This is a genomic window from Bacillus sp. A015 (assembly GCF_053851875.1).
Genome location: NZ_JBSPZB010000002.1, coordinates 1 through 18,990, shown reverse-complemented (window position 1 = coordinate 18,990; position 18,990 = coordinate 1). Strand labels below are relative to the sequence as shown.

20 protein-coding genes and 1 pseudogene are annotated in these 18,990 nt (G+C 40.9%); 15 read left to right on the top strand and 6 right to left on the bottom strand.

Features of this window, described 5'->3' with window-relative positions; genetic code table 11:
* The first annotated feature begins 30 nt into the window (after nucleotides 1–30).
* The 3 genes from ACSLGF_RS01630 (at nucleotide 31) to ACSLGF_RS01620 (ending at nucleotide 5,089) form a co-directional block, all read left to right on the top strand.
* Nucleotides 31–3,624 carry a dynamin family protein gene (locus ACSLGF_RS01630; RefSeq protein ID WP_456001843.1) on the top strand — a complete coding sequence of 1,198 codons (3,594 nt, stop codon included), beginning with the start codon at nucleotides 31–33 and terminating at the stop codon, nucleotides 3,622–3,624.
* 42 nt (nucleotides 3,625–3,666) lie between these two features.
* Entirely contained in the window at nucleotides 3,667–3,927 is a 261-nt protein-coding gene (locus ACSLGF_RS01625) for a YpbS family protein (protein WP_456001840.1), read from the top strand.
* Nucleotides 3,928–4,201: 274 nt separating this feature from the next.
* Nucleotides 4,202–5,089 carry a 5'-3' exonuclease gene (locus tag ACSLGF_RS01620; protein ID WP_456001837.1) on the top strand — a complete coding sequence of 296 codons (888 nt, stop codon included), beginning with the start codon at nucleotides 4,202–4,204 and terminating at the stop codon, nucleotides 5,087–5,089.
* Between the two features lie 16 nt (nucleotides 5,090–5,105).
* On the opposite strand, the gene ACSLGF_RS01615 is transcribed toward ACSLGF_RS01620, so the two are convergent.
* Genes ACSLGF_RS01615 through ACSLGF_RS01605 form a run of 3 tightly spaced genes read right to left on the bottom strand, consistent with a single transcriptional unit; the run spans nucleotide 5,106 to nucleotide 6,360 of the window.
* On the bottom strand, nucleotides 5,106–5,231 hold the full coding sequence (locus ACSLGF_RS01615; protein ID WP_003215584.1) for a hypothetical protein: 126 nt from the start codon (nucleotides 5,229–5,231) through the stop codon (nucleotides 5,106–5,108).
* A gap of 42 nt (nucleotides 5,232–5,273) precedes the next feature.
* Complete coding sequence (locus tag ACSLGF_RS01610) at nucleotides 5,274–5,669, bottom strand: reverse transcriptase-like protein (protein WP_456001834.1); 396 nt, start codon at nucleotides 5,667–5,669, stop codon at nucleotides 5,274–5,276.
* Between the two features lies 1 nt (nucleotide 5,670).
* Nucleotides 5,671–6,360: a queuosine precursor transporter gene (locus ACSLGF_RS01605; RefSeq protein ID WP_456001831.1), complete on the bottom strand. Its 690-nt coding sequence runs from the start codon at nucleotides 6,358–6,360 to the stop codon at nucleotides 5,671–5,673.
* 94 nt (nucleotides 6,361–6,454) lie between these two features.
* Between ACSLGF_RS01605 and ACSLGF_RS01600 the strand changes: the two genes are divergently transcribed.
* The 3 genes from ACSLGF_RS01600 (at nucleotide 6,455) to ACSLGF_RS01590 (ending at nucleotide 7,662) form a co-directional block, all read left to right on the top strand.
* Entirely contained in the window at nucleotides 6,455–7,126 is a 672-nt protein-coding gene (locus ACSLGF_RS01600; protein WP_456001828.1) for a reverse transcriptase-like protein, read from the top strand.
* Nucleotide 7,127: 1 nt separating this feature from the next.
* Complete coding sequence (locus ACSLGF_RS01595) at nucleotides 7,128–7,310, top strand: zinc-finger domain-containing protein (RefSeq protein ID WP_099728475.1); 183 nt, start codon at nucleotides 7,128–7,130, stop codon at nucleotides 7,308–7,310.
* Nucleotides 7,311–7,479: 169 nt separating this feature from the next.
* Nucleotides 7,480–7,662 (top strand): hypothetical protein, encoded by a 183-nt coding sequence (locus ACSLGF_RS01590; RefSeq protein ID WP_039179402.1) that lies wholly within the window; start codon nucleotides 7,480–7,482, stop codon nucleotides 7,660–7,662.
* A gap of 51 nt (nucleotides 7,663–7,713) precedes the next feature.
* On the opposite strand, the gene cspD is transcribed toward ACSLGF_RS01590, so the two are convergent.
* Nucleotides 7,714–7,914 (bottom strand): cold-shock protein CspD, encoded by a 201-nt coding sequence (gene cspD, locus ACSLGF_RS01585; RefSeq protein ID WP_003215784.1) that lies wholly within the window; start codon nucleotides 7,912–7,914, stop codon nucleotides 7,714–7,716.
* Between the two features lie 259 nt (nucleotides 7,915–8,173).
* On the opposite strand from cspD, the gene ACSLGF_RS01580 reads away from it, so the two are divergent.
* Entirely contained in the window at nucleotides 8,174–8,875 is a 702-nt protein-coding gene (locus ACSLGF_RS01580) for an AIM24 family protein (protein ID WP_099728476.1), read from the top strand.
* A gap of 35 nt (nucleotides 8,876–8,910) precedes the next feature.
* Here the strand turns inward: ACSLGF_RS01580 and ACSLGF_RS01575 are convergent, their stop codons facing one another.
* Together ACSLGF_RS01575 and metA are read right to left on the bottom strand one after the other, a co-directional pair.
* Complete coding sequence (locus ACSLGF_RS01575; protein ID WP_456001824.1) at nucleotides 8,911–10,062, bottom strand: diglucosyl diacylglycerol synthase; 1,152 nt, start codon at nucleotides 10,060–10,062, stop codon at nucleotides 8,911–8,913.
* Nucleotides 10,063–10,290: 228 nt separating this feature from the next.
* Nucleotides 10,291–11,199, bottom strand: a complete 909-nt coding sequence (gene metA / locus ACSLGF_RS01570) for a homoserine O-acetyltransferase MetA (protein ID WP_456001821.1) — start codon at nucleotides 11,197–11,199, stop codon at nucleotides 10,291–10,293.
* A gap of 138 nt (nucleotides 11,200–11,337) precedes the next feature.
* On the opposite strand from metA, the gene ACSLGF_RS01565 reads away from it, so the two are divergent.
* The 8 genes and pseudogenes from ACSLGF_RS01565 to ACSLGF_RS01530 all read left to right on the top strand — a co-directional run.
* A complete protein-coding gene (locus ACSLGF_RS01565) occupies nucleotides 11,338–13,020 on the top strand; it encodes a formate--tetrahydrofolate ligase (protein WP_456001818.1) in 1,683 nt (560 codons plus the stop codon).
* A gap of 74 nt (nucleotides 13,021–13,094) precedes the next feature.
* The gene (locus tag ACSLGF_RS01560; RefSeq protein ID WP_230030306.1) at nucleotides 13,095–13,577 is read left to right on the top strand and encodes a glutathione peroxidase; all 483 of its coding nucleotides are present in this window, start codon (nucleotides 13,095–13,097) and stop codon (nucleotides 13,575–13,577) included.
* A 13-nt stretch (nucleotides 13,578–13,590) separates the two neighbouring features.
* Entirely contained in the window at nucleotides 13,591–14,202 is a 612-nt protein-coding gene (locus tag ACSLGF_RS01555) for an HD domain-containing protein (RefSeq protein WP_456001815.1), read from the top strand.
* A 30-nt stretch (nucleotides 14,203–14,232) separates the two neighbouring features.
* Complete coding sequence (locus ACSLGF_RS01550; RefSeq protein ID WP_456001812.1) at nucleotides 14,233–15,372, top strand: conserved virulence factor C family protein; 1,140 nt, start codon at nucleotides 14,233–14,235, stop codon at nucleotides 15,370–15,372.
* 312 nt (nucleotides 15,373–15,684) lie between these two features.
* Complete coding sequence (gene ilvD, locus ACSLGF_RS01545; protein WP_456001809.1) at nucleotides 15,685–17,361, top strand: dihydroxy-acid dehydratase; 1,677 nt, start codon at nucleotides 15,685–15,687, stop codon at nucleotides 17,359–17,361.
* Between the two features lie 81 nt (nucleotides 17,362–17,442).
* Complete coding sequence (locus tag ACSLGF_RS01540; RefSeq protein ID WP_456001806.1) at nucleotides 17,443–17,877, top strand: BrxA/BrxB family bacilliredoxin; 435 nt, start codon at nucleotides 17,443–17,445, stop codon at nucleotides 17,875–17,877.
* Between the two features lie 66 nt (nucleotides 17,878–17,943).
* Complete coding sequence (locus tag ACSLGF_RS01535) at nucleotides 17,944–18,744, top strand: class I SAM-dependent methyltransferase (RefSeq protein ID WP_456001803.1); 801 nt, start codon at nucleotides 17,944–17,946, stop codon at nucleotides 18,742–18,744.
* A 107-nt stretch (nucleotides 18,745–18,851) separates the two neighbouring features.
* Nucleotides 18,852–18,990: pseudogene (locus ACSLGF_RS01530) on the top strand (IS5/IS1182 family transposase); the annotation flags it as partial.

The window sequence follows — 18,990 nt, the reverse complement described above, 5'->3', positions numbered from 1 at the left end:
ACTTTTCTAAAAACAAAGGGGTTTATCGTCATGAAAGACTTGTCTATTCGAGATTCGCTCGTTCAAACTACAGGTGCTTTATATCAAAGCCTTCTCAAAAGGGATGATCATGAGCGCGCAGCCAAACTTGCATCGATTATTAAAAAGGAAGCAGAAGAAGAAGTGTATATCGCATTTACCGGCCACTATTCTGCTGGTAAGTCATCACTTGTGAATCATTTGCTTCATGAGCACATCCTGCCAACGAGCCCAATCCCAACAAGTGCAAACTTAGTCGTTGTGAGAAAAGGGAGAAATGAAGTACAGCTTCACACCTCTGATGGCCGTTTTGCAAAAATGAGCGGTTCTTATGACAAAGAAGCGGTGCAGCGTTTTTGTAAGGATGGAGAACAGATTGAAATGGTCGAAATGAGCGGTGATTATAGGGGACTTGAAGAAAAGGTGGCACTGATCGATACGCCAGGAATTGATTCAACGGATCATGCTCACTTTTTATCGGCTGCGTCAATTCTACATCAAGCAGATGCTCTTTTTTATGTCGTTCACTATAACCATGTTCATTCTGAAGAAAATATTCGTTTTATTCGCTCCATCAAAGACCAAGTGCCAAACCTTTATTTCATTGTGAATCAAGTCGATCGACATGATGAACATGAGACAGCTTTTGAAGACTACAAAAAACAAGTGGTTGACATGCTCCTCAAAGAAGGCATTGAGGAAGATCATCTGTATTTTACATCTGTAACCGATGAAGCGCACCCAAGAAACGAAATGCTTCGTTTAATTGAGAAACTACAAGAATTACAAACATTGCCTAAAGCATCACTTCGAGCCTATACAGAGCAGAAAATAGAGCATGTCCTAAAAGAACATATCGAATCGTTAAAAGAAGAGCTGCAGGAAGAGGATCTTGATACGCAGCTTCAAGATAAAAGAAATGAAGTCAAAGAACTTGAAGCGAAAAACCGATTCATCGAAAATGGCGCAAAACAGTTAGAAGACGAAATATCTTCTGAAATGGAGAACATTTTAAAAAATGCGAACCTAACTCCATTTAAGATGAGAGAGCTCGCAAGTGACTATATCGAATCGAAAGCACCTGGCTTTAAAGTAGGGTTGCTCTTTTCTAAAAATAAAACCGAGCAGGAAAAAGAAAAACGGGCAAGCGATTTCGTAGCAGATGTAAAGACGAGAATGAAAGCAGAAGTGGACTGGCATATTGCAGAGCTTCTCAAAAAGGAAGTCAAGCGGCATCAGCTTGGAGAAGAGCTGTTAGATCAAGTGATGGCATTTGAAACACCTGTCCAAGAATCCCTGCTTGAAAAAGTCATTCATCCCGGTGCGACTTTTTCTAATGAATATGTTCTTCAATATGCGAAAGATGCTGGTGAAGCCCTGAAAAGACAGGCTAAACAGAAAGCGATGCCATTGATTGAACAAATGGCTGAGACCCTGAAAGACCAGCTCACGAAGGAAAAGGGGAAGCAGCAAGAAAAATGGACGCAGGCGAAACAAGAGCTTCAAATGCTTGAGCAGTGCATCGAAAAAAATGAACAAATCAAACGAGACATCCAGCATGTATGGGATATATGGCAAAACGGAACGGATGAGCTGATCCAAGAAGATTGGTTTTATGCGAAAAAACAATGGATGCAGCATGACCAGCTGAAGCAGTACCACGCGCCATTTCATGCTGAAGAGAGCGGGCAAGAAAACGAGCAGACAGATCGTGATCAAATACGTCAGTCTCAGCATTTAACGACGGCACAGTCGATTGAGCAGTTTGAACAGCTTTCTCGTATTTTATTGCCATTAGACGTTCTTCAATCTCAAAGAAAGTCCTTTGAAAAACGAACAAAGCGGCTGCAGGCGAAAGAATTCACACTCGCCTTATTCGGGGCTTTTAGTTCGGGGAAATCTTCCTTTGCCAATGCCCTTGTTGGGCGACAGGTGCTGCCATCGTCCCCTACACCGACAACGGCAACGATCAATAAGCTAACGCGGCCGACGGAAGGTCACCCGCATGAAAGTGTCAAAGTGGTGTTCAAATCAGAGCAGGATATTTTAGAAGAGCTCGATCAGATTCTCGGATTTTCTATCACAGGAGAAAAGGGAGATACGTTTAGAGCGAAACTCGAACGAGTACTGAAAAAAAGACAGCTTGAACAAGATCACCGCATCATTGTTGAACATTTTCTAGAAGCGCATGCCCGGTTTCATGAATACATTGACAAGCAAACCCCATTAAATGTCACACTTCAAGAATTAAAGCCGTATGTGGCAGAAGAAGCTGTTTCTTGTGTGGTCAAGGAAGTAACGGTGTATTTAAGTACACCTTTGACAGATAAAGGGCTGACGATTGTTGATACACCAGGTGCCAGCAGTATGAATAAGCGTCACACAGAGATGGCCTTTCAATATATGAAGGACGCAGACGCCCTTCTTTATTTAACTTACTATCAGCATTCTTTCTCCAAGGCCGATCGGTCATTTTTACGTAAGCTTGGGCTCGTAAAAGATTCTTTTAGCATGGATAAAATGTTCTTTATTATCAATGCAGCTGATTTGGCAAAGGATCAAGCAGAGCTTGAAACCGTCTTTGACTATGTGCGAAAAGAGCTCACAAAAGAAGGCATCCGAAACCCAAATCTTCATCATGTGTCCAGTAAGGAAGAGATCGAAGGAAAAGGGTCAACACCTTATAATCAATATGAACAGCTTAGAAAACAACTCGACTATTTTATTGAGGAAGAATTAACGAAAGATGCCATCGAGCTTTTGCATTTTGAAGCTAGTACATTATGTGGAACGGTCGACAAGCTGCATGCCACCTTGCATCAGTCAGAGGATGAGAAACAATCCGAAAAGAAAAACATAGAATCATCATATGAAGCAATCCTTGAAAAAATGAGCCATGTCAAACGGTCTAAGCTAGTGACAGAAAGCGTGAAAAAGGACTTGCACGAACAGCTTTACCACATTGTTCAGCGTCTATCACTATTTGCGAATGATATGTTAAAGACCGCCTTTTATCCTGGACTATCCCAAGGAAACTTCGGACAGCAGTTGAAAAAGGCGCTTGAACAGGCGCTGAAGGATTATGAATTTGAATTTGTACAGGAGCTCAAGGCGCTCGATATCCGAATGGAATCGTTTATCAACCAGTATTTCCAAGAGGAGTGGGAGAAGGGCATGCAGGCTGCATGTGCTGAGGATCCTTACTTTTCTCTCAGACTGTCACCGCCAGAAGAGAAAAACGCTGAGCTAAAACAAATTGAAGTCGAAGCAGAGCTTAGCCAATTTGAGCCGCTCTTAAAAAAGCAAAAATCAGCGAAAGCTTTCTTTGAACAAAATGGGAAGGCTGCGTTTATTGAAGCGATTCGAGATATTCTTCTTCAATTAACCACTGAATGGGCTGATAAAGAAAAAGAAGAATTATTGAGTAGATACGAAAAGATGGTGGAGACCTTTACTGTCAGATATGAAACAGAAGCGCTCCAGCAGCTGAGTGAACAAAAACAAACATTTATCACAAGCTTGACGACAGATGACAAAGAGCAGGCCATCATTGAACAAGTATATGAACAAACAAATGAATGGAAAAGCCAGTTGAAAACCATTTGATTCATGGTAGACTAGATAAAAAAAGAAAGCAGTTGATACACAATGACGAGCGTACACGAAGACATTTCTGCACATTCACAAAAGCAGCATGCCCATATCCAGTCCTTTCTCGAGCTTGAACAGAAAAGAGAACAGGCGATAGAGGCTGCTGTGGCAAAGTGTGAGCAAAAAGAGCCATTTACAACAGACGAGATCAATGCCATTACTTCAAAAATGAATGAGCTTGCAAGAGGCGGAATTGTGCCGCTGCGTAAGCATGTCACGATCGATATGGTCAGGGAGTATGTCGAGCGTAAGAAGTAAAGAGTAACTTTCTCTTTTTTGGTCATCTTAACAAATGAACCGAGAAAGGGGAATGATCATGGAAAAAAAGAAAAACGTAAAGCAGCAGGAAGAGCGTGTGCCTAAACAAAAAGACATGCCGTCCTATGCAGAAGCAGAAACAGAAAAAATGCAATATGGTAAAAAGTAAAAGGGCTGCCTCTTCTTTTCAAAAAGAAGAAGGCGCCTTTTTTATGTCCATTTTGGTGTTCTGTGATAGAATAGGAGTATTGTTTTGAAAAAGGGAGTTTATAAAATGAATAAACACGTACTGCTTGTAGATGGAATGGCACTTCTTTTCAGGTCGTTTTATGCGACGGCTGTCCATCGCAATTTTATGATAAATGATAACGGTGTGCCGACAAATGGAGTCAATGGGTATTTGAAGCATTTATTAACGGCTGTACAGACATTTGAGCCAACTCATATTGTTTGCTGCTGGGATATGGGGAGCCAAACGTACCGAAATGAATTGTTTCAAGATTATAAAGCGAATCGAGGGGAGCCGCCTGTCGAGCTTATCCCGCAGTTCGATTTGGCAAAAGAGGCTACAGAAGAACTAGGAATTGTGAATGTTGGTTTAAAAGGCTTTGAAGCAGATGATTGTATCGGTACGCTTGCTGCACTCTATCAAAAAGAGGCGCGTGTAACCGTCTTAACTGGAGACAAAGATTTGCTGCAGATTTTGAATGAACAAGTGACAGTGGCCCTGATGCAAAAAGGAATCGGGAATTATAAGCAATATACAAAAGCCTTATTTGAAGAGGAAATGGGAATCTCTCCAAAGGCGCTGATTGATATGAAAGCATTGATGGGTGATTCAAGTGATAATTATCCCGGTGTAAAAGGAATCGGAGAAAAAACTGCGTTGAAATTTATCCAAACGTATCAAACGATTGACCGGCTATTAGAAAATGTCCATGAATTAACGGCTGCGCAGCAAAAAAAAATGCAAGCAGGTGTAGAAGATTTGAAGCTTTCACGTATATTGGCAGAGATCAAATGTGATGTACCACTCTGCTGTCCAATTGATGAGACGAAAATGCAAATCAATCAAGAGCGGGCAGCGGCTATGCTACGCTTACATCAAATCAAAGGAATTGAACCAATGGTGAACCGCTTAAGTGAAATAGAGATCAGCTAAAGCTGATCTCCATGGTTTATCTTTTCGTATTGCTTTTTTTCGCCCGATTTTCTAGCTGAGATAGAGGCTGTTTATCTTTTGTTTGCGCATCACCTTGAGGGGTTGTCCCATTTGTGACACGACCTTTATTCTCTTTATCCAATCAGTATCACCTCATACATTAGCATAACCCAAAAAAAGCGATTCATCCTTTAGAAAGGTGAATCGCTTTTCTAGCGAGCAGATCAGCTGCTTGATTTTCCTTGCTTGGAATCCACTTAATGAAAAATAAATCAAACTGGCTTTGAAGCTGGATCATCTCTTTAATAAAGTGCTGAAAGGCTGGATTTTTAGCAAACCTTGCATTGGCAGCACGGTCAACTACCTGTGAATCTGTTCGAAACGAAACGGTACGCAATCCTTTTTCCACACAAATTTTCATCCCTTCGATGAGAGCGGAAAATTCTGCTTCATGATTGCTCATTGTTCCAAGAGGAATGGAGAAAGATTCAGCCTTTCCATCATATTTAATGAAAATACCGATGCCAGAGGGACCTGGATTACCTGCACTAGCACCATCAATATATATTTCAGCTGGCAATTTATTTCCCCCTTTCATCAAGTGGAACCATTTTTTTCGCCGCATACGCGTATGGTGTCGAAATCGCGGCTACGATAAATTTAATGACATATGTCGTGACGAAGATTTCAATCCATACATGAAATGGATAGGTGCCAAGAAAGGCAATGGTCGTGAAAATGAGTGTATCAAGCAACTGGCTAATCATCGTACTTCCAGCGTTGCGCACCCAGAGCGCACCATCGGAAGGAAATATCCGGCGAATAAACGAATATACATAAACATCTAACATTTGACTGATGATATAAGCAGCAAGACTACCAAGTGCTACCCTCGGCATAAAGCCAAAAATGGTTTCTAACGATGTTTGTGAGATATCAGAGGGAGCGGGGTGGAAAAGCAAAGCCTCCTGCATGACAACAGTTAACGTTAAAAGGGTGGCAAAGCCAATCCAGACAGCCTTTCTGGCTTCATTTTGTCCATATTTTTCATTCAATACGTCCGTTGCAAAGAACACACTGCCATACAAAATATTTCCCAGTGTTGCAGTTAAGCCAAACAATTCAACGGTTTTGACAACTTGTAAATTTGCGGCAACAGTCGCAAAGCCAATCCAGACGAAAAGGCCCATCTTGCCAAATCCTTTATAAAATAGAAGAACAATGATAAAATTAATGATCGCAAATAAGATCCAAATACCTTCATTAAACAAGTGACATGAACTTCCTTTCTCATTGTAAAATGTAACTTTTTGATTATAGCATAACGAACGTTTACCTTAAAAGCACGGGAAGGCGATGTGGTCAATGAAATTAAGAGCACACTATACAATGAAAGTGAAATCAATTGGGTCTATTGCTTTTTTCCAAGAAGATTGGATGGAGCTAAAAGAGGCCTTGATTTTTGCAAAACATATCGACAAAAAAGAACCACAGTCACTCCTATCATTTGAAGATGAAAAAGGGGCCATGTGGTCGATAAAAGAACTTGAAAAGCTAAAGGAAGAACTAAAGCTTGAACCTGATCAGCTTCAGGTCTATTTTGATGCAAGTTTTCGCAAAGAAACGGGTGCATCAGGACTTGGAGTTGTCGTCTATTACAAGCTCGGAAAAGATGCTTATCGATTGAGAAAAAATCAGCCTTTCCAAGGGAACACCAATAATGAAGCAGAGTATGCCGCTTTATTTGAAGCAGTAAAAGCTTTAAAAGACCTGGGTGCCAGCAGAAATTCTGTCACGATTAGAGGAGATTCGCTTGTTGTCATGAATCAGCTAAAAGGAGAATGGCCTTGTTATGATGATGTACATAACAAATGGCTCGACCGGATTGAAGCGTCTTTAAAAGAGCTGAAGCTCACGCCAACATATGAAGTCATCGATCGTAAACAAAATGCAGAAGCGGATCAGCTTGCAAGGCAGATTCTTGTAGACGTCCCAATCGAAAGTAAGTTGAAATTAGATGCAGACGGAGCTGAATAATGTGGATAAAAAAACAGCAGTAAAAGAATTGACGGATCTTCAAGACACGTATTGTTCAGATTGTTTTATTAAAAAGCACTTTCGAAAAGAATTTGGCAAAAAATATGCCCATTCCTTTTGTATTCAGCAATGTACAGTAGGAGAAAAAATAAAAGAATACGGAAATGCACTGCTCAAAAAGTAAGAGGGCGCACCGGTTTTCCCTGATCACACATCGGCTCGTGAAAAAAAACGGATAGAATGTGTAAAAAAAGAACATATTCCGGAAAATGAGCCGATATAACTATAGAAAGTTTTGGTTGAGTTACTTTTTGACTAAGTGACGGATAATAGAGGAAAAGAGGAAGGCCGGTATGAATAATAAGGATTTCGAAACGGTATTACATCGAACATTTCAAGAGGTGTACAGCGATCTAGAGCAACTAGTAGATGTAGCAAAGAAGGGAAGACCTTTTCTCGAAAAAGATATCTCTGAAATTGAACAAAGACTAAAGCAAAATATTTTAGCGATTGAAATTCAGCTGAAAATCAAATAAGAGAGGCATAAGCCTCTCTTTATTTTGTCGTTTCATCATTCATTTAGTTGATTAGATTTTTGTTACGTTTGCAGCTTGAGGTCCACGATTACCTTCAACGATTTCAAAAGAAACTTCTTGTCCTTCTTCTAAAGACTTGTAACCGTCACCTTCGATAGCTGTGAAGTGAACGAATACATCGTCTCCACCTTCAACTTCAATGAAGCCGAAACCTTTTTCATTATTGAACCATTTTACTTTACCGTTTTGCATATTGCTTTTTCCTCCTAGTACTGTAGCATACCTTTTGGCATACTAAAAAAAATTTTTCATCATCTAACGCCTTAGAAGTTGTTAAATGATGGTTCCACTATACACCATCAAAAGTAAAGCGTCAAGGAGGCGAACCAAATTTTGAGCAAAATGTTTGATTTTTTTGGTGAATTGTCATTTATATATAATAATCTGATGTTCCGAAACCTAACGTGCATCTTGTCCGTATATAAAAAAAATATAGAAAGAGGTGCGCAGCATGAATCGTTATACGATTGAAGAATTTGTCCAAAAAACCCAGCAAGAAGATAAAGGAGAAGGGGTCTTCGAGCTTGAGACATCAAGACTTCTAGAAATTAATTTGACCGATACCATTTGGGCAAAAACAGGTTCCATGGTCTCATATCGAGGCAAAATCAAGTTTGAACGTGAGGGCGTTTTTGAACATGGCGTCTCAAAGATGTTCAAGAAAATGTTATCAGGAGAAGGCACCTCACTCATGAAAGCAACAGGTGATGGAAAATTATATGTCGCAGACCAAGGCAAAAAGATCTCGATTCTTCGTTTGGCTCAAGGTGAATCCATTTTCGTTAATGGAAATGATCTTCTTGCATTTGAACCGTCAGTCCGCTGGGATATCAAATTGATGAAAAAGGTTTCTGGCATGCTTGCAGGCGGATTATTTAATGTCAAACTTGAAGGGCCAGGCCTTATTGCGATCACGAGTCATTACGAACCGCTTACATTAATTGTTCAGCCAGGTGACTCTGTCTATACAGATCCAAATGCGACGGTCGCATGGTCAGGGGATTTAAAAACTGAATTTGTGACAGATGTTTCGTTCAAAACCTTTATTGGCAGGGGGAGCGGGGAGTCCATTCAAATGAAGTTTAGCGGAAGCGGCTTTGTTGTCGTTCAGCCGTTTGAAGAGGTGTACACAACAAATGGGAATCAAGGCTAAAAGAAAAAAGGTGTCCGTCTATGACGGGCACCTTTTTATGATAATGCACGAGCATACGTTTTGTTACTCGTGATGAGATCTGATTGTTCGACGATATCTTCCAAAATGGTTTGAGAAGATTGTTTTAAGTGCAGTTTTTTAATGTTTTGTTTCATTGCTTCTAATTTTTCTTCATCTTGCAGCAGGTTGGTCACAGATTCTAAAATGTCTTCATGTCTGTTGATGACGATGGCAGCACCATAATCTTCAAAGAAAAGAGCATTTTCTTTTTCTTGTCCAGGGACAGGTTTGTAAAGAATAACTGGAACACCGATTGCTGTTGCTTCTGTTAATGTAATACCGCCTGGTTTTGTAATCATACAATCTGTTACTCTGAACAATTCATCAATTTGTTCCACATATCCAAGCGCCTTCAATTGATCTGGGTGTGCTTGTTCAAGATCGCTGAGCGATTGTTTCAGCGCTGCGTTTTTTCCGCATACAACAACAATTTGTACTTTACAGTCAAGAAGTAATGCTTCACATAATTCCTTCACATTTTTTAGTACACCGTGAGCACCGGCCATAATGAGAAGGACCTTTTTGTCTGATGATAATCCATATTTTTTATAAATTATCGATTTTGGCACGTCTGCTTCAAATTGTGGTCTAATAGGAATGCCTGTCACCTTGACATCGCTTGGATGTGTGCCGATTTCCACTAATTTTTGTTTCACATAATCGGTTGCAACATAGTATCGGTCGATGTTTTCATGTACCCAAATCTTATGAAGACAGAAATCTGTCATGACATTAAATGTCGGAATCACTTTGCCCGTTTTGTTTCGGTATTCTGGCACAACAATCATCGGGAATGTAATAATAATGATGTCAGGGTTGTGTAACTGAATTAATTCGTCGAGACGCTTATTTCCCATCTTTAAGTAAATGTTAAATTTGCGTTTATTGTAAATTTTATCTACACCGTAATAAAACAAGCGATAAAATTGTTTCCCAATGGAAAAGCTCTTCAAGTATAAATATTGAGTCACTTCTGACACAATGGGATTGGATTCTTGATACAAATTAGAAACTATCACATGTTCAAACCCTTGGGATTTGCATTCATCATACAGTGTTTTTGCCACCTGCATATGTCCATTTCCATAATTTGCGGTCAAGATTAATATTTTTTTATTGGTATTCAAGAATATTCACCTCAAATGTAATCAACAACAACAAAACTTCGTACGAAAACTATGAATCTCATAGGTCTACATATACATAAAGATAACATATAAACAGTCAGAGCATATCATTCGTTACGAAAGAATTAAACTAATTTTAAAAAACAAACAGACTAAATTGATAATGGAAGACAGAGCCATTTGTATTTTAACACATTTTGAACATTTATCATCAGACCTCAGTCTATTTTATTCCCACACATATGGTGTTTCTTGATAAACATAATAATTAAGCCAATTCATAAACAGTAAGGTTGCATGGGCTTTCCAGCGATTTACTGGGACTAGTGTGTCACCATCTTCTATAAAATAGTGGACGGGTTTTTTGACTGTATCATGTTTCAACAAATCTCTTTCATATTCCTGCTTCAATGTGTCTGTATCGTATTCAGGATGTCCAGTTAAAAATACTTGTTTATCATCATCTGAAACAATTAAACAAACACCAGCTTCTTCAGACATACTCAAAACTTTTAGATTCGGTGTGTTTTTTAATTGTTCTGTATTAATATCTGTATGCCTAGAATGTGGGACATAGTATACTTCATCGAAACCTCTTACTAATCTTTCTTTTTTCTCTTTGACAAGATGCTCAAATACGCCAAACTTTTTCTCAGGAAGCTTGATTTTTTCAATGCCATAATGGTGATATAGACCTGCCTGTGCACCCCAGCAAATATGAAGAGTAGACGTCACATTGTTTTTACTCCACTCCAAGATGTCCTGCAGCTCTTTCCAATAGGAAACTTCTTCAAAAGGTAGATGCTCAATTGGTGCGCCGGTGATGATCATTCCATCAAATTTTTTATGGCGAATCGATTCAAAGGTTGTATAAAATTCATCTAGATGCTCTCTCGATGTATTCTTCGGTGTGTGCGTACTTGGAATCAAAAACGTAAAGTACACTTGCAAAGGAGAATTCCCGAGCATTCTCAGCAGCTGCGTTTCAGTTTGTATTTTTTTTGGCATTAAATTTAAGATCACGATATTCAAAGGACGGATATCTTGCTTGAATGCCCTTGTCTCATCCATGACGAAAATGTTTTCGCTCTCTAGTATTTGTTTTGCCGGCAGATGAACTGGTATATTAATAGGCAACTCGCCACCCCCTGAACCAAAGCTAATTTCACTTCATTATAGGAACTTTCTGGCGATATTTCAATGTTTCAATTATGTTACAATGAAAAATAGAGCAAAAATGAAAGCTGTTTCTGTAAAAAAGGAGGCCGTTTATTTATGATCACTAAGCATTTATCAGATATTGACATTGCCCAAAAGGCACAGCTGAGACCAATTCAAGACATCGCAGCAAAGTTACAAATACATGACGAAGAATTAGAATGCTATGGTTTCACAAAAGCGAAAATATCTTTGACCATTTTTGATCGTTTAAAGGAACAAAAAGAAGGAAACGTCATTCTTGTGACTTCGATTAATCCAACGCCAGCAGGTGAGGGGAAGTCCACCGTAACAGTTGGCCTCGGTCAAGCTTTCGAAAAAATCGGGAAAAAAGCGATCATTGCCATGCGAGAGCCTTCACTAGGTCCTACAATGGGTATTAAAGGCGGTGCAGCGGGGGGAGGCTATTCTCAGGTACTGCCAATGGAAGAAATCAATCTCCATTTCACAGGAGACTTTCATGCCATTACATCTGCTCATAATGCGTTATCTGCGTTTATTGATAACCATATCCATCACGGAAATGAACTTGGCATCGACTCGCGCCGGATTGTGTGGAAACGAATGCTTGATTTAAATGACCGTGCTTTAAGACAGGTTGTTGTAGGACTTGGCGGTCAATTAAATGGGTATCCTAGAGAAGATGGATTTGATATCACGGTTGCTTCCGAAATGATGGCGATCCTTTGTTTAGCAGAAGACTTAAACGATTTAAAAAAACGTCTTTCTTCTATTGTTGTTGCTTATAACCAAGAAGGTGAGCCGGTCAAAGTTGGAGCGCTTGGATATGAAGGCGTACTCACCTTACTTTTAAAAGATGCGCTCAAACCAAACCTTGTACAAACGATTGAAGGAACTCCAGCCCTTGTTCATGGCGGTCCTTTTGCCAATATTGCACATGGATGCAACAGTTTAATTGCAACAAAAATGGCGGCAAAACTAGCAGATTATGTAGTGACAGAAGCTGGCTTTGGCGCAGACTTAGGTGCGGAAAAATTCCTGCACATTAAAACAAGAGCCGGTGATTTCAAACCAGGTGCAGTTGTGATTGTTGCGACTGTCAGAGCATTGAAGATGCATGGCGGAATGCAGAAAACAGAGCTCAAAGAAGAGAATGCACGTGCCGTATTAGAAGGTATACATAATTTAGAAAAGCATATTGAAACAGTGCAAGCCTTCGGTCTTCCATACATCGTCGCAGTGAACCGCTTTATCACCGATACAAAAGAAGAGATTCAAGCAGTAGAAGATTGGTGCAAAACGCATGGGCATCCAGTCAAAACCGTGAATGTATGGGAAGAAGGCGGCGCTGGCGGGACAGCACTTGCCGAGGAACTCACGACACTTATTGAAAAGAATAAGAACCGCTTTTCCTATTTGTATGAGGAGAAAGATTCCATCGAAGAAAAGTTATCTAAAGTAGCCCAAGTGGTTTACGGGGCAGATGGCGTCACGCTCACATCAAAAGCAAGAAAGCAGCTGGCAGCGATCGAGAAGAACGGCTGGGCTCATTTGCCGGTTTGTATGGCAAAAACGCAATATTCTCTTTCAGACGACCCAGCTTTAATCGGCAGACCTAAAGGTTTTACCATTACGATTCGTGAGTTAAAACCATCTGTAGGGGCAGGATTTATTGTTGCTTTAACCGGAAGCATTCTTACCATGCCGGGTTTGCCTAAAAAACCTGCGGCGCTTGAGATGGATTTATTGGAAGACGGCAGTGTGACAGGACTCTTTTAGTAGGAAGCATAAAAAGCGATTTTCTAAAAGAAGCATGTTACGATAGGAAAAAGTGAATCCTAGGAGGCTATGAGATGTCAATTTATGATATTCAGGTTAAGACCATTAACGGTCAGGAAAAATCAATGGCAGATTACAAAGGGAAAGTGCTCATTATCGTGAACACAGCGAGCAAATGCGGACTTACCCCTCAATTTAAACAATTGCAAGAGCTATATGATCAATATCATGAAAAGGGCCTTGAAATTTTAGGATTTCCGTGTAACCAATTTATGAACCAAGAGCCGGAAGGGGAAGAAGCGATTCAAGAATTCTGTTCGTTGAATTATGGTGTGACCTTCCCAATGTTTGAAAAAGTAGATGTCAATGGTGACAATGCGCACCCGCTTTTCAAACACTTAACAAGTCATGCGAAAGGTGTGCTTGGGACGAAGACAGTGAAATGGAATTTCACAAAATTTATCGTCGATCAAAACGGAGAAGTCACTGAACGATTTTCCCCTAAGACACCACCAAAAGAATTAGAAAGCTCAATCATCGCCTTATTGGACAAATAAGATGCAGACGATCATGCAGCAAAAACAATTGAAGGCAGCTGCCTCCTTTGTTTCAAATAAGCTAAAGAATGAGCCAACTGGACACGATGCAGCTCATATCGATCGTGTCCGCCTGCTAGCGGTCCATATCGCAAAGCAGGAAGGCGGCTCTCTTTTTATCATCGAAATGGCGGCTATTGTGCATGATTTAATTGATGAAAAACTGTCAAATGAATGGAAGCTTTCACCACATCAACTGAAGCAACAGCTTCTATTGTGGGAAGTGGATACGCGAGATATTCGTTATATCATGGACATCATTACAACGATGTCTTTTCGTCACCGTCATATGCAGCATAAGCCCATGACATTAGAAGGGGCCATTGTTCAAGATGCGGATCGGCTGGATGCGATAGGAGCAAGCGGCATCGCAAGAGTGTTTACGTATGCAGGTGCAACAGGTGAGCCCCATTTTACAAAGGACACGCAGCAGGGCTCCGTGCTCAAGCATATGGAAGAAAAACTGCTCAAATTAAAAGACTTGATGAACACCTGTGCAGGAAAGCAGCTTGCTGATAAGCGGCATGAATTTATGAGTTTATTTATCAAAACGTGGAAAGAAGAATGCGGCCTTACAGATGAGTAGGGTCTTTATGTGTGTAAGGAGGATGTATAGATGAAAATAACAGCAATAGAACCGACGCCAAGTCCAAATACCATGAAGGTCATTTTGACAGAAGCACTTGCCGGCGGTAAAAGCAACAACTACAAAAAGGACCAAAAAGACGAAGCGCCAGAGATGATCAAGCGCATTTTAAATATTGAAGGTGTTAAAGGGGTTTATCATGTCGCAGATTTCTTAGCGGTCGAGCGTAATGCAAAGTTTGACTGGCAGGGCATTTTACAACAGGTCAGAGAGGCCTTTGGACAAGAAACAGAAGGTCTTCAGGAAGGGTCGCAGTCAGGCGATGACACATTTGGCGAAGTCAAAGTGTTCGTCCAAATGTTTAATGGGATTCCGATGCAGGTCAAGCTGACGGACGGTGAGAGAGAAGAGCGGTTTGGAATGCCTGAACGCTTCCAAGCAGGCATCTTAAAGCTCAGAAGCAGTTCAGACAATGTCGTGTTTGAACGTGTGTGGAAAGAACACGGCGTTCGTTTTGGGGAATTTGCTGATATCGGTCAAGAAGTCACAGAAGAGCTTCAAGCAGCTTATGATGACGAGCGTTTAGTCCGTTTAACAGAGGCAGTCAAGGAAGGACAAGAGGCTGTAGATAAACAGGTGAATCGCCAGGCATATGATGTCACAGAAGAGATGCTGCGCGAGGAAGATTGGAAAAAGCGTTTTGCCCATTTAGAGCAAATGCAGCCCAAGCAAAAGGATATACCCGTTTTAATGAAAGCAATGGAGGACCCAAAAACGTCTATTCGCAGACAAGCCGTTGTGAATGCTGGAATGATTGAAGATCCTGCCATCCTGCCTATTTTATATAAGGGGCTTGAAGACAAAACAGTCACGGTCCGCAGAACAGCTGGAGACTGTATTTCGGATCTTGGTGACCCTAGTGCTATAGAAGCGATGATCGCAGCATTAAAGGATCCAAGTAAGCTTGTCCGCTGGCGTGCGGCCATGTTCCTTTATGAAGAAGGTGACGAAACGGCACTTGAAGCATTGAAAGAAGCAGAACAAGACCCTGAATTTGAAGTCAGTCTACAAGTGAAAATGGCGATTGAGCGAATTGAGCTTGGAGAAGAAGCGAAAGGCTCAGTGTGGAAGCAAATGACAGAAAGTAGAAAAAATGCATCAGAATCATGAGAATGAAGAGCAAGCTGCCAATGAAAGGCAGCTTGTTTTCTAAATAACGCTTTTTTATAGACAGAAAAATTTTTTTAGAAAAATTATTTTGAATATTGTTGAAATATACGAAAAAACTCTATATAGTAGTACCAATATAGAATATTGGAGGTCAGATTTTATGACACGATCCTTGCTGAGCGCTTGCTTCAGCAGCCATATTGGTCATCAGTCATTCATAGGTGGCTGAATAAACAGAAAATTTGTAAAATAAAATCAACTCAAAATCATGCAGTCAACTTAGACTTGTAGTATAGGAGGCTTTTTAAACAGATGGCAGAACTACGCAGTAATATGATTAAGCAGGGAATTGACAGAGCACCTCACCGAAGCTTACTAAGAGCAGCGGGGGTAAAGGATGAGGATTTCGGTAAACCGTTTATTGCCGTATGTAATTCCTATATTGATATTGTCCCAGGACATGTCCACCTTCAGGAATTCGGTAAAATTGTGAAAGAAGCCATTCGTGAAGCTGGCGGGGTGCCATTTGAATTCAATACGATTGGTGTCGATGACGGAATTGCTATGGGGCATATTGGGATGAGATATTCATTACCAAGCCGTGAAATCATTGCTGACTCAGTAGAGACTGTTGTGTCTGCACACTGGTTCGATGGAATGGTTTGTATTCCTAACTGCGATAAAATCACACCAGGCATGATGATGGCAGCAATGCGTGTGAACATCCCAACTGTATTTGTCAGCGGCGGTCCGATGGAAGCGGGTAGAACAAGTGATGGCAGAAAAATTTCTCTTTCATCCGTATTTGAAGGCGTTGGTGCATACCAGTCTGGAAAAATTAATGAGGATGAATTAAATGAGTTAGAGCAGTTTGGCTGTCCAACATGTGGATCTTGTTCAGGTATGTTTACGGCAAATTCAATGAACTGTTTAGCAGAGGCGCTTGGCATCGCTCTTCCTGGAAATGGGACGATTTTGGCGACATCACCAGAACGAAGAGAATTTGCGAAGAAGTCAGCAAAACAACTGATGGAGCTCATCAAAAAAGATATTAAACCACGTGATATTGTCACTGAAAAAGCGATTGATAACGCATTTGCACTAGATATGGCACTAGGTGGCTCAACCAATACAGTTCTTCACACATTGGCGATCGCAAATGAAGCGGGCGTTGAATATTCACTCGAGCGTATCAATGAAGTAGCAGAGCGTGTGCCGCATTTATCAAAACTTGCACCAGCTTCGGATGTTTTTATTGAGGATTTACATGAAGCAGGCGGCGTGACAGCTGCGCTAAATGAATTGTCCAAAAAAGAAGGAGCTATTCATTTAGATACAATGACCGTCACAGCGAAAACGCTCGGTGAGAACATTGCGGGGCATGAAGTAAAAGATTATAACGTCATTTATCCAATTGACAAGCCATTTACTGAAAAAGGCGGCTTAGCCGTTTTATTTGGAAACCTTGCGCCAGATGGGGCTATTATTAAAACAGGCGGAGTACAAGATGGTATCACACGTCATGAAGGACCTGCGATCGTATTTGAATCCCAAGAAGAAGCTCTTGAGGGAATCATTAACCGGAAAGTAGAAGCGGGACATGTCGTTATTATTCGATATGAAGGGCCTAAAGGCGGACCTGGCATGCCAGAAATGCTTGCACCCACATCACAAATTGTCGGAATGGGACTTGGTCCAAAGGTTGCTTTAATTACAGACGGCCGTTTTTCCGGCGCTTCTCGTGGATTGTCCATTGGGCACGTCTCACCAGAGGCAGCAGAGGGTGGTCCGCTTGCTTTTGTTGAAAATGGTGATCATGTCGTTGTAGATATTGAAAAGCGCATTTTAAGCGTAGATGTTCCAGAAGAAGAATGGGAAAGAAGAAAAGCGAATTGGAAAGGCTTTGAGCCAAAAGTGAAAACTGGTTATCTTGCCAGATACTCAAAACTTGTGACATCAGCCAATACAGGCGGAATCATGAAAATTTAATCTGAAATCGAACATTTGAAAATTGGCTCTCTCTATAGTATCCTTTATTCACAACATAAGGATTTTAGAGGGGGCTTTTTTATGTCAATGGCATATGAAGAATATATGCGTCAGCTCGTTGTACCAATGCGCCAAGAGCTTACAAGTGCGGGATTTCAAGAACTAACAACTGAAGAAGAGGTAGAACAAACGATGCAAGAAGCAGAAGGAACGACATTTGTTGTGGTCAATTCTGTATGCGGATGTGCTGCCGGCTTAGCACGCCCTGCTGCCATTCAAGCTGTGATGAAGGCGGAAAAAGCACCAGAGCGAATTGTGACGGTTTTTGCTGGTCAGGACAGGGAAGCAACTGCAAAAATGAGAGAATACTTCACAGGTGAGGAACCATCTTCTCCTTCTATGGCACTTATAAAAGGAAATGAACTTGTTCATTTTATCCCGCGTGAGGAAATTGAAGGCCATGAAATGGAAGACATCATGAAAAATGTCTTATCTGCATTCGAAAAACATTGCTAATACAAGTGTTGAAATGTCCTGTGATCAGATCAGGGCATTTTTTCTTGATCATGATGGAGGAACGCCATGCTCATTACAACAAGCTTTAGAGCAAATGAACAAACGATTGAAACAGCAAAGGCACTAGCAGAGGATTTGCATGGTGAGTATGTAGAGAGGCGCAAACAATCCGTCAAACAGCTTGCCATCGAACGGGGGGACGTACTCGTTGTCGGGAAAGAAAGATTCGAATGGTATCAGCCAAATGGTGAAAAGTTCTTCTTCCATCCAAGCTCAGCGATGTTTAGGGTGAAGCGGCTCCTCCGTGGCGAAAAGGATCCATTGATAGAAGCAGCACAGCTTAAGCCAGGCGATTCCTTTTTGGATTGTACGCTTGGCTTAGGGTCAGATGCCATTACCGCAAGCTGCGCTGCAGGTCCTAATGGAAAGGTAGTTGGTATTGAAAAGAACCCCATGACGGCATTACTAGTGCGAGAAGGTCTAAACACATGGGAGACAGGTGTAGGCGAGGCAGATGAAGCGATGAAACGGATATCTGTCATAAGCGGAGACAGTATCGAGCAGTTAAAGAAGCTCCCAAATCGTTCATTTGATATCGTCTATTTTGATCCAATGTTTGAGGAAACGATTCAAGAATCTACAAGTATAGCGCCGCTTCGTCATGCGGCAGAGCACCACTTTGACCACGAAATGGCCATGCAAGAAGCGATAAGAGTGGCGAGAAAAAGAGTGGTTTTAAAAGATCATTGGAAAAGCACTCGGTTTACAGCGGACTCCTATCAATTTCAGGTCATCAAACGAAAAACAGCCCAATTCCATTATGGGTATATCCAAATAGAAGAAGATAAAGAAAAAAGCCCTCATTAAGGGCTTCAGGCTGTCGAGAAAATCTCGACAGCTTTATTTTTCCCTTAAAATTTACATCTCCTCATTTTATAATAGAGAAAAGCCGACTAAAGGAAGGTGTTTTTCTCATGTTCCACACTAGAAATTCTTCTCAGTACGAAGCCGAATTTGTATTGCTAGATCAACTGGTCGAAGAGGATCACCTGCTTCGTAAAATTGATCAGTACATTGATTTTTCATTTATCATAGACAAAGTAAAACCATATT

Bases quoted from the DNA above. Each gene is read 5' to 3' on its own strand.
- ACSLGF_RS01630 (WP_456001843.1), top strand. From the start codon at position 31: ATGAAAGACTTGTCTATTCGAGATTCGCTCGTTCAAACTACAGGTGCT.
- ACSLGF_RS01625 (WP_456001840.1), top strand. From the start codon at position 3,667: ATGACGAGCGTACACGAAGACATTTCTGCACATTCACAAAAGCAGCAT.
- ACSLGF_RS01620 (WP_456001837.1), top strand. From the start codon at position 4,202: ATGAATAAACACGTACTGCTTGTAGATGGAATGGCACTTCTTTTCAGG.
- ACSLGF_RS01600 (WP_456001828.1), top strand. From the start codon at position 6,455: ATGAAATTAAGAGCACACTATACAATGAAAGTGAAATCAATTGGGTCT.
- ACSLGF_RS01590 (WP_039179402.1), top strand. From the start codon at position 7,480: ATGAATAATAAGGATTTCGAAACGGTATTACATCGAACATTTCAAGAG.
- cspD (WP_003215784.1), bottom strand. From the start codon at position 7,914: ATGCAAAACGGTAAAGTAAAATGGTTCAATAATGAAAAAGGTTTCGGC.
- ACSLGF_RS01580 (WP_099728476.1), top strand. From the start codon at position 8,174: ATGAATCGTTATACGATTGAAGAATTTGTCCAAAAAACCCAGCAAGAA.
- ACSLGF_RS01565 (WP_456001818.1), top strand. From the start codon at position 11,338: ATGATCACTAAGCATTTATCAGATATTGACATTGCCCAAAAGGCACAG.
- ACSLGF_RS01560 (WP_230030306.1), top strand. From the start codon at position 13,095: ATGTCAATTTATGATATTCAGGTTAAGACCATTAACGGTCAGGAAAAA.
- ACSLGF_RS01555 (WP_456001815.1), top strand. From the start codon at position 13,591: ATGCAGCAAAAACAATTGAAGGCAGCTGCCTCCTTTGTTTCAAATAAG.
- ACSLGF_RS01550 (WP_456001812.1), top strand. From the start codon at position 14,233: ATGAAAATAACAGCAATAGAACCGACGCCAAGTCCAAATACCATGAAG.
- ilvD (WP_456001809.1), top strand. From the start codon at position 15,685: ATGGCAGAACTACGCAGTAATATGATTAAGCAGGGAATTGACAGAGCA.
- ACSLGF_RS01540 (WP_456001806.1), top strand. From the start codon at position 17,443: ATGTCAATGGCATATGAAGAATATATGCGTCAGCTCGTTGTACCAATG.
- ACSLGF_RS01535 (WP_456001803.1), top strand. From the start codon at position 17,944: ATGCTCATTACAACAAGCTTTAGAGCAAATGAACAAACGATTGAAACA.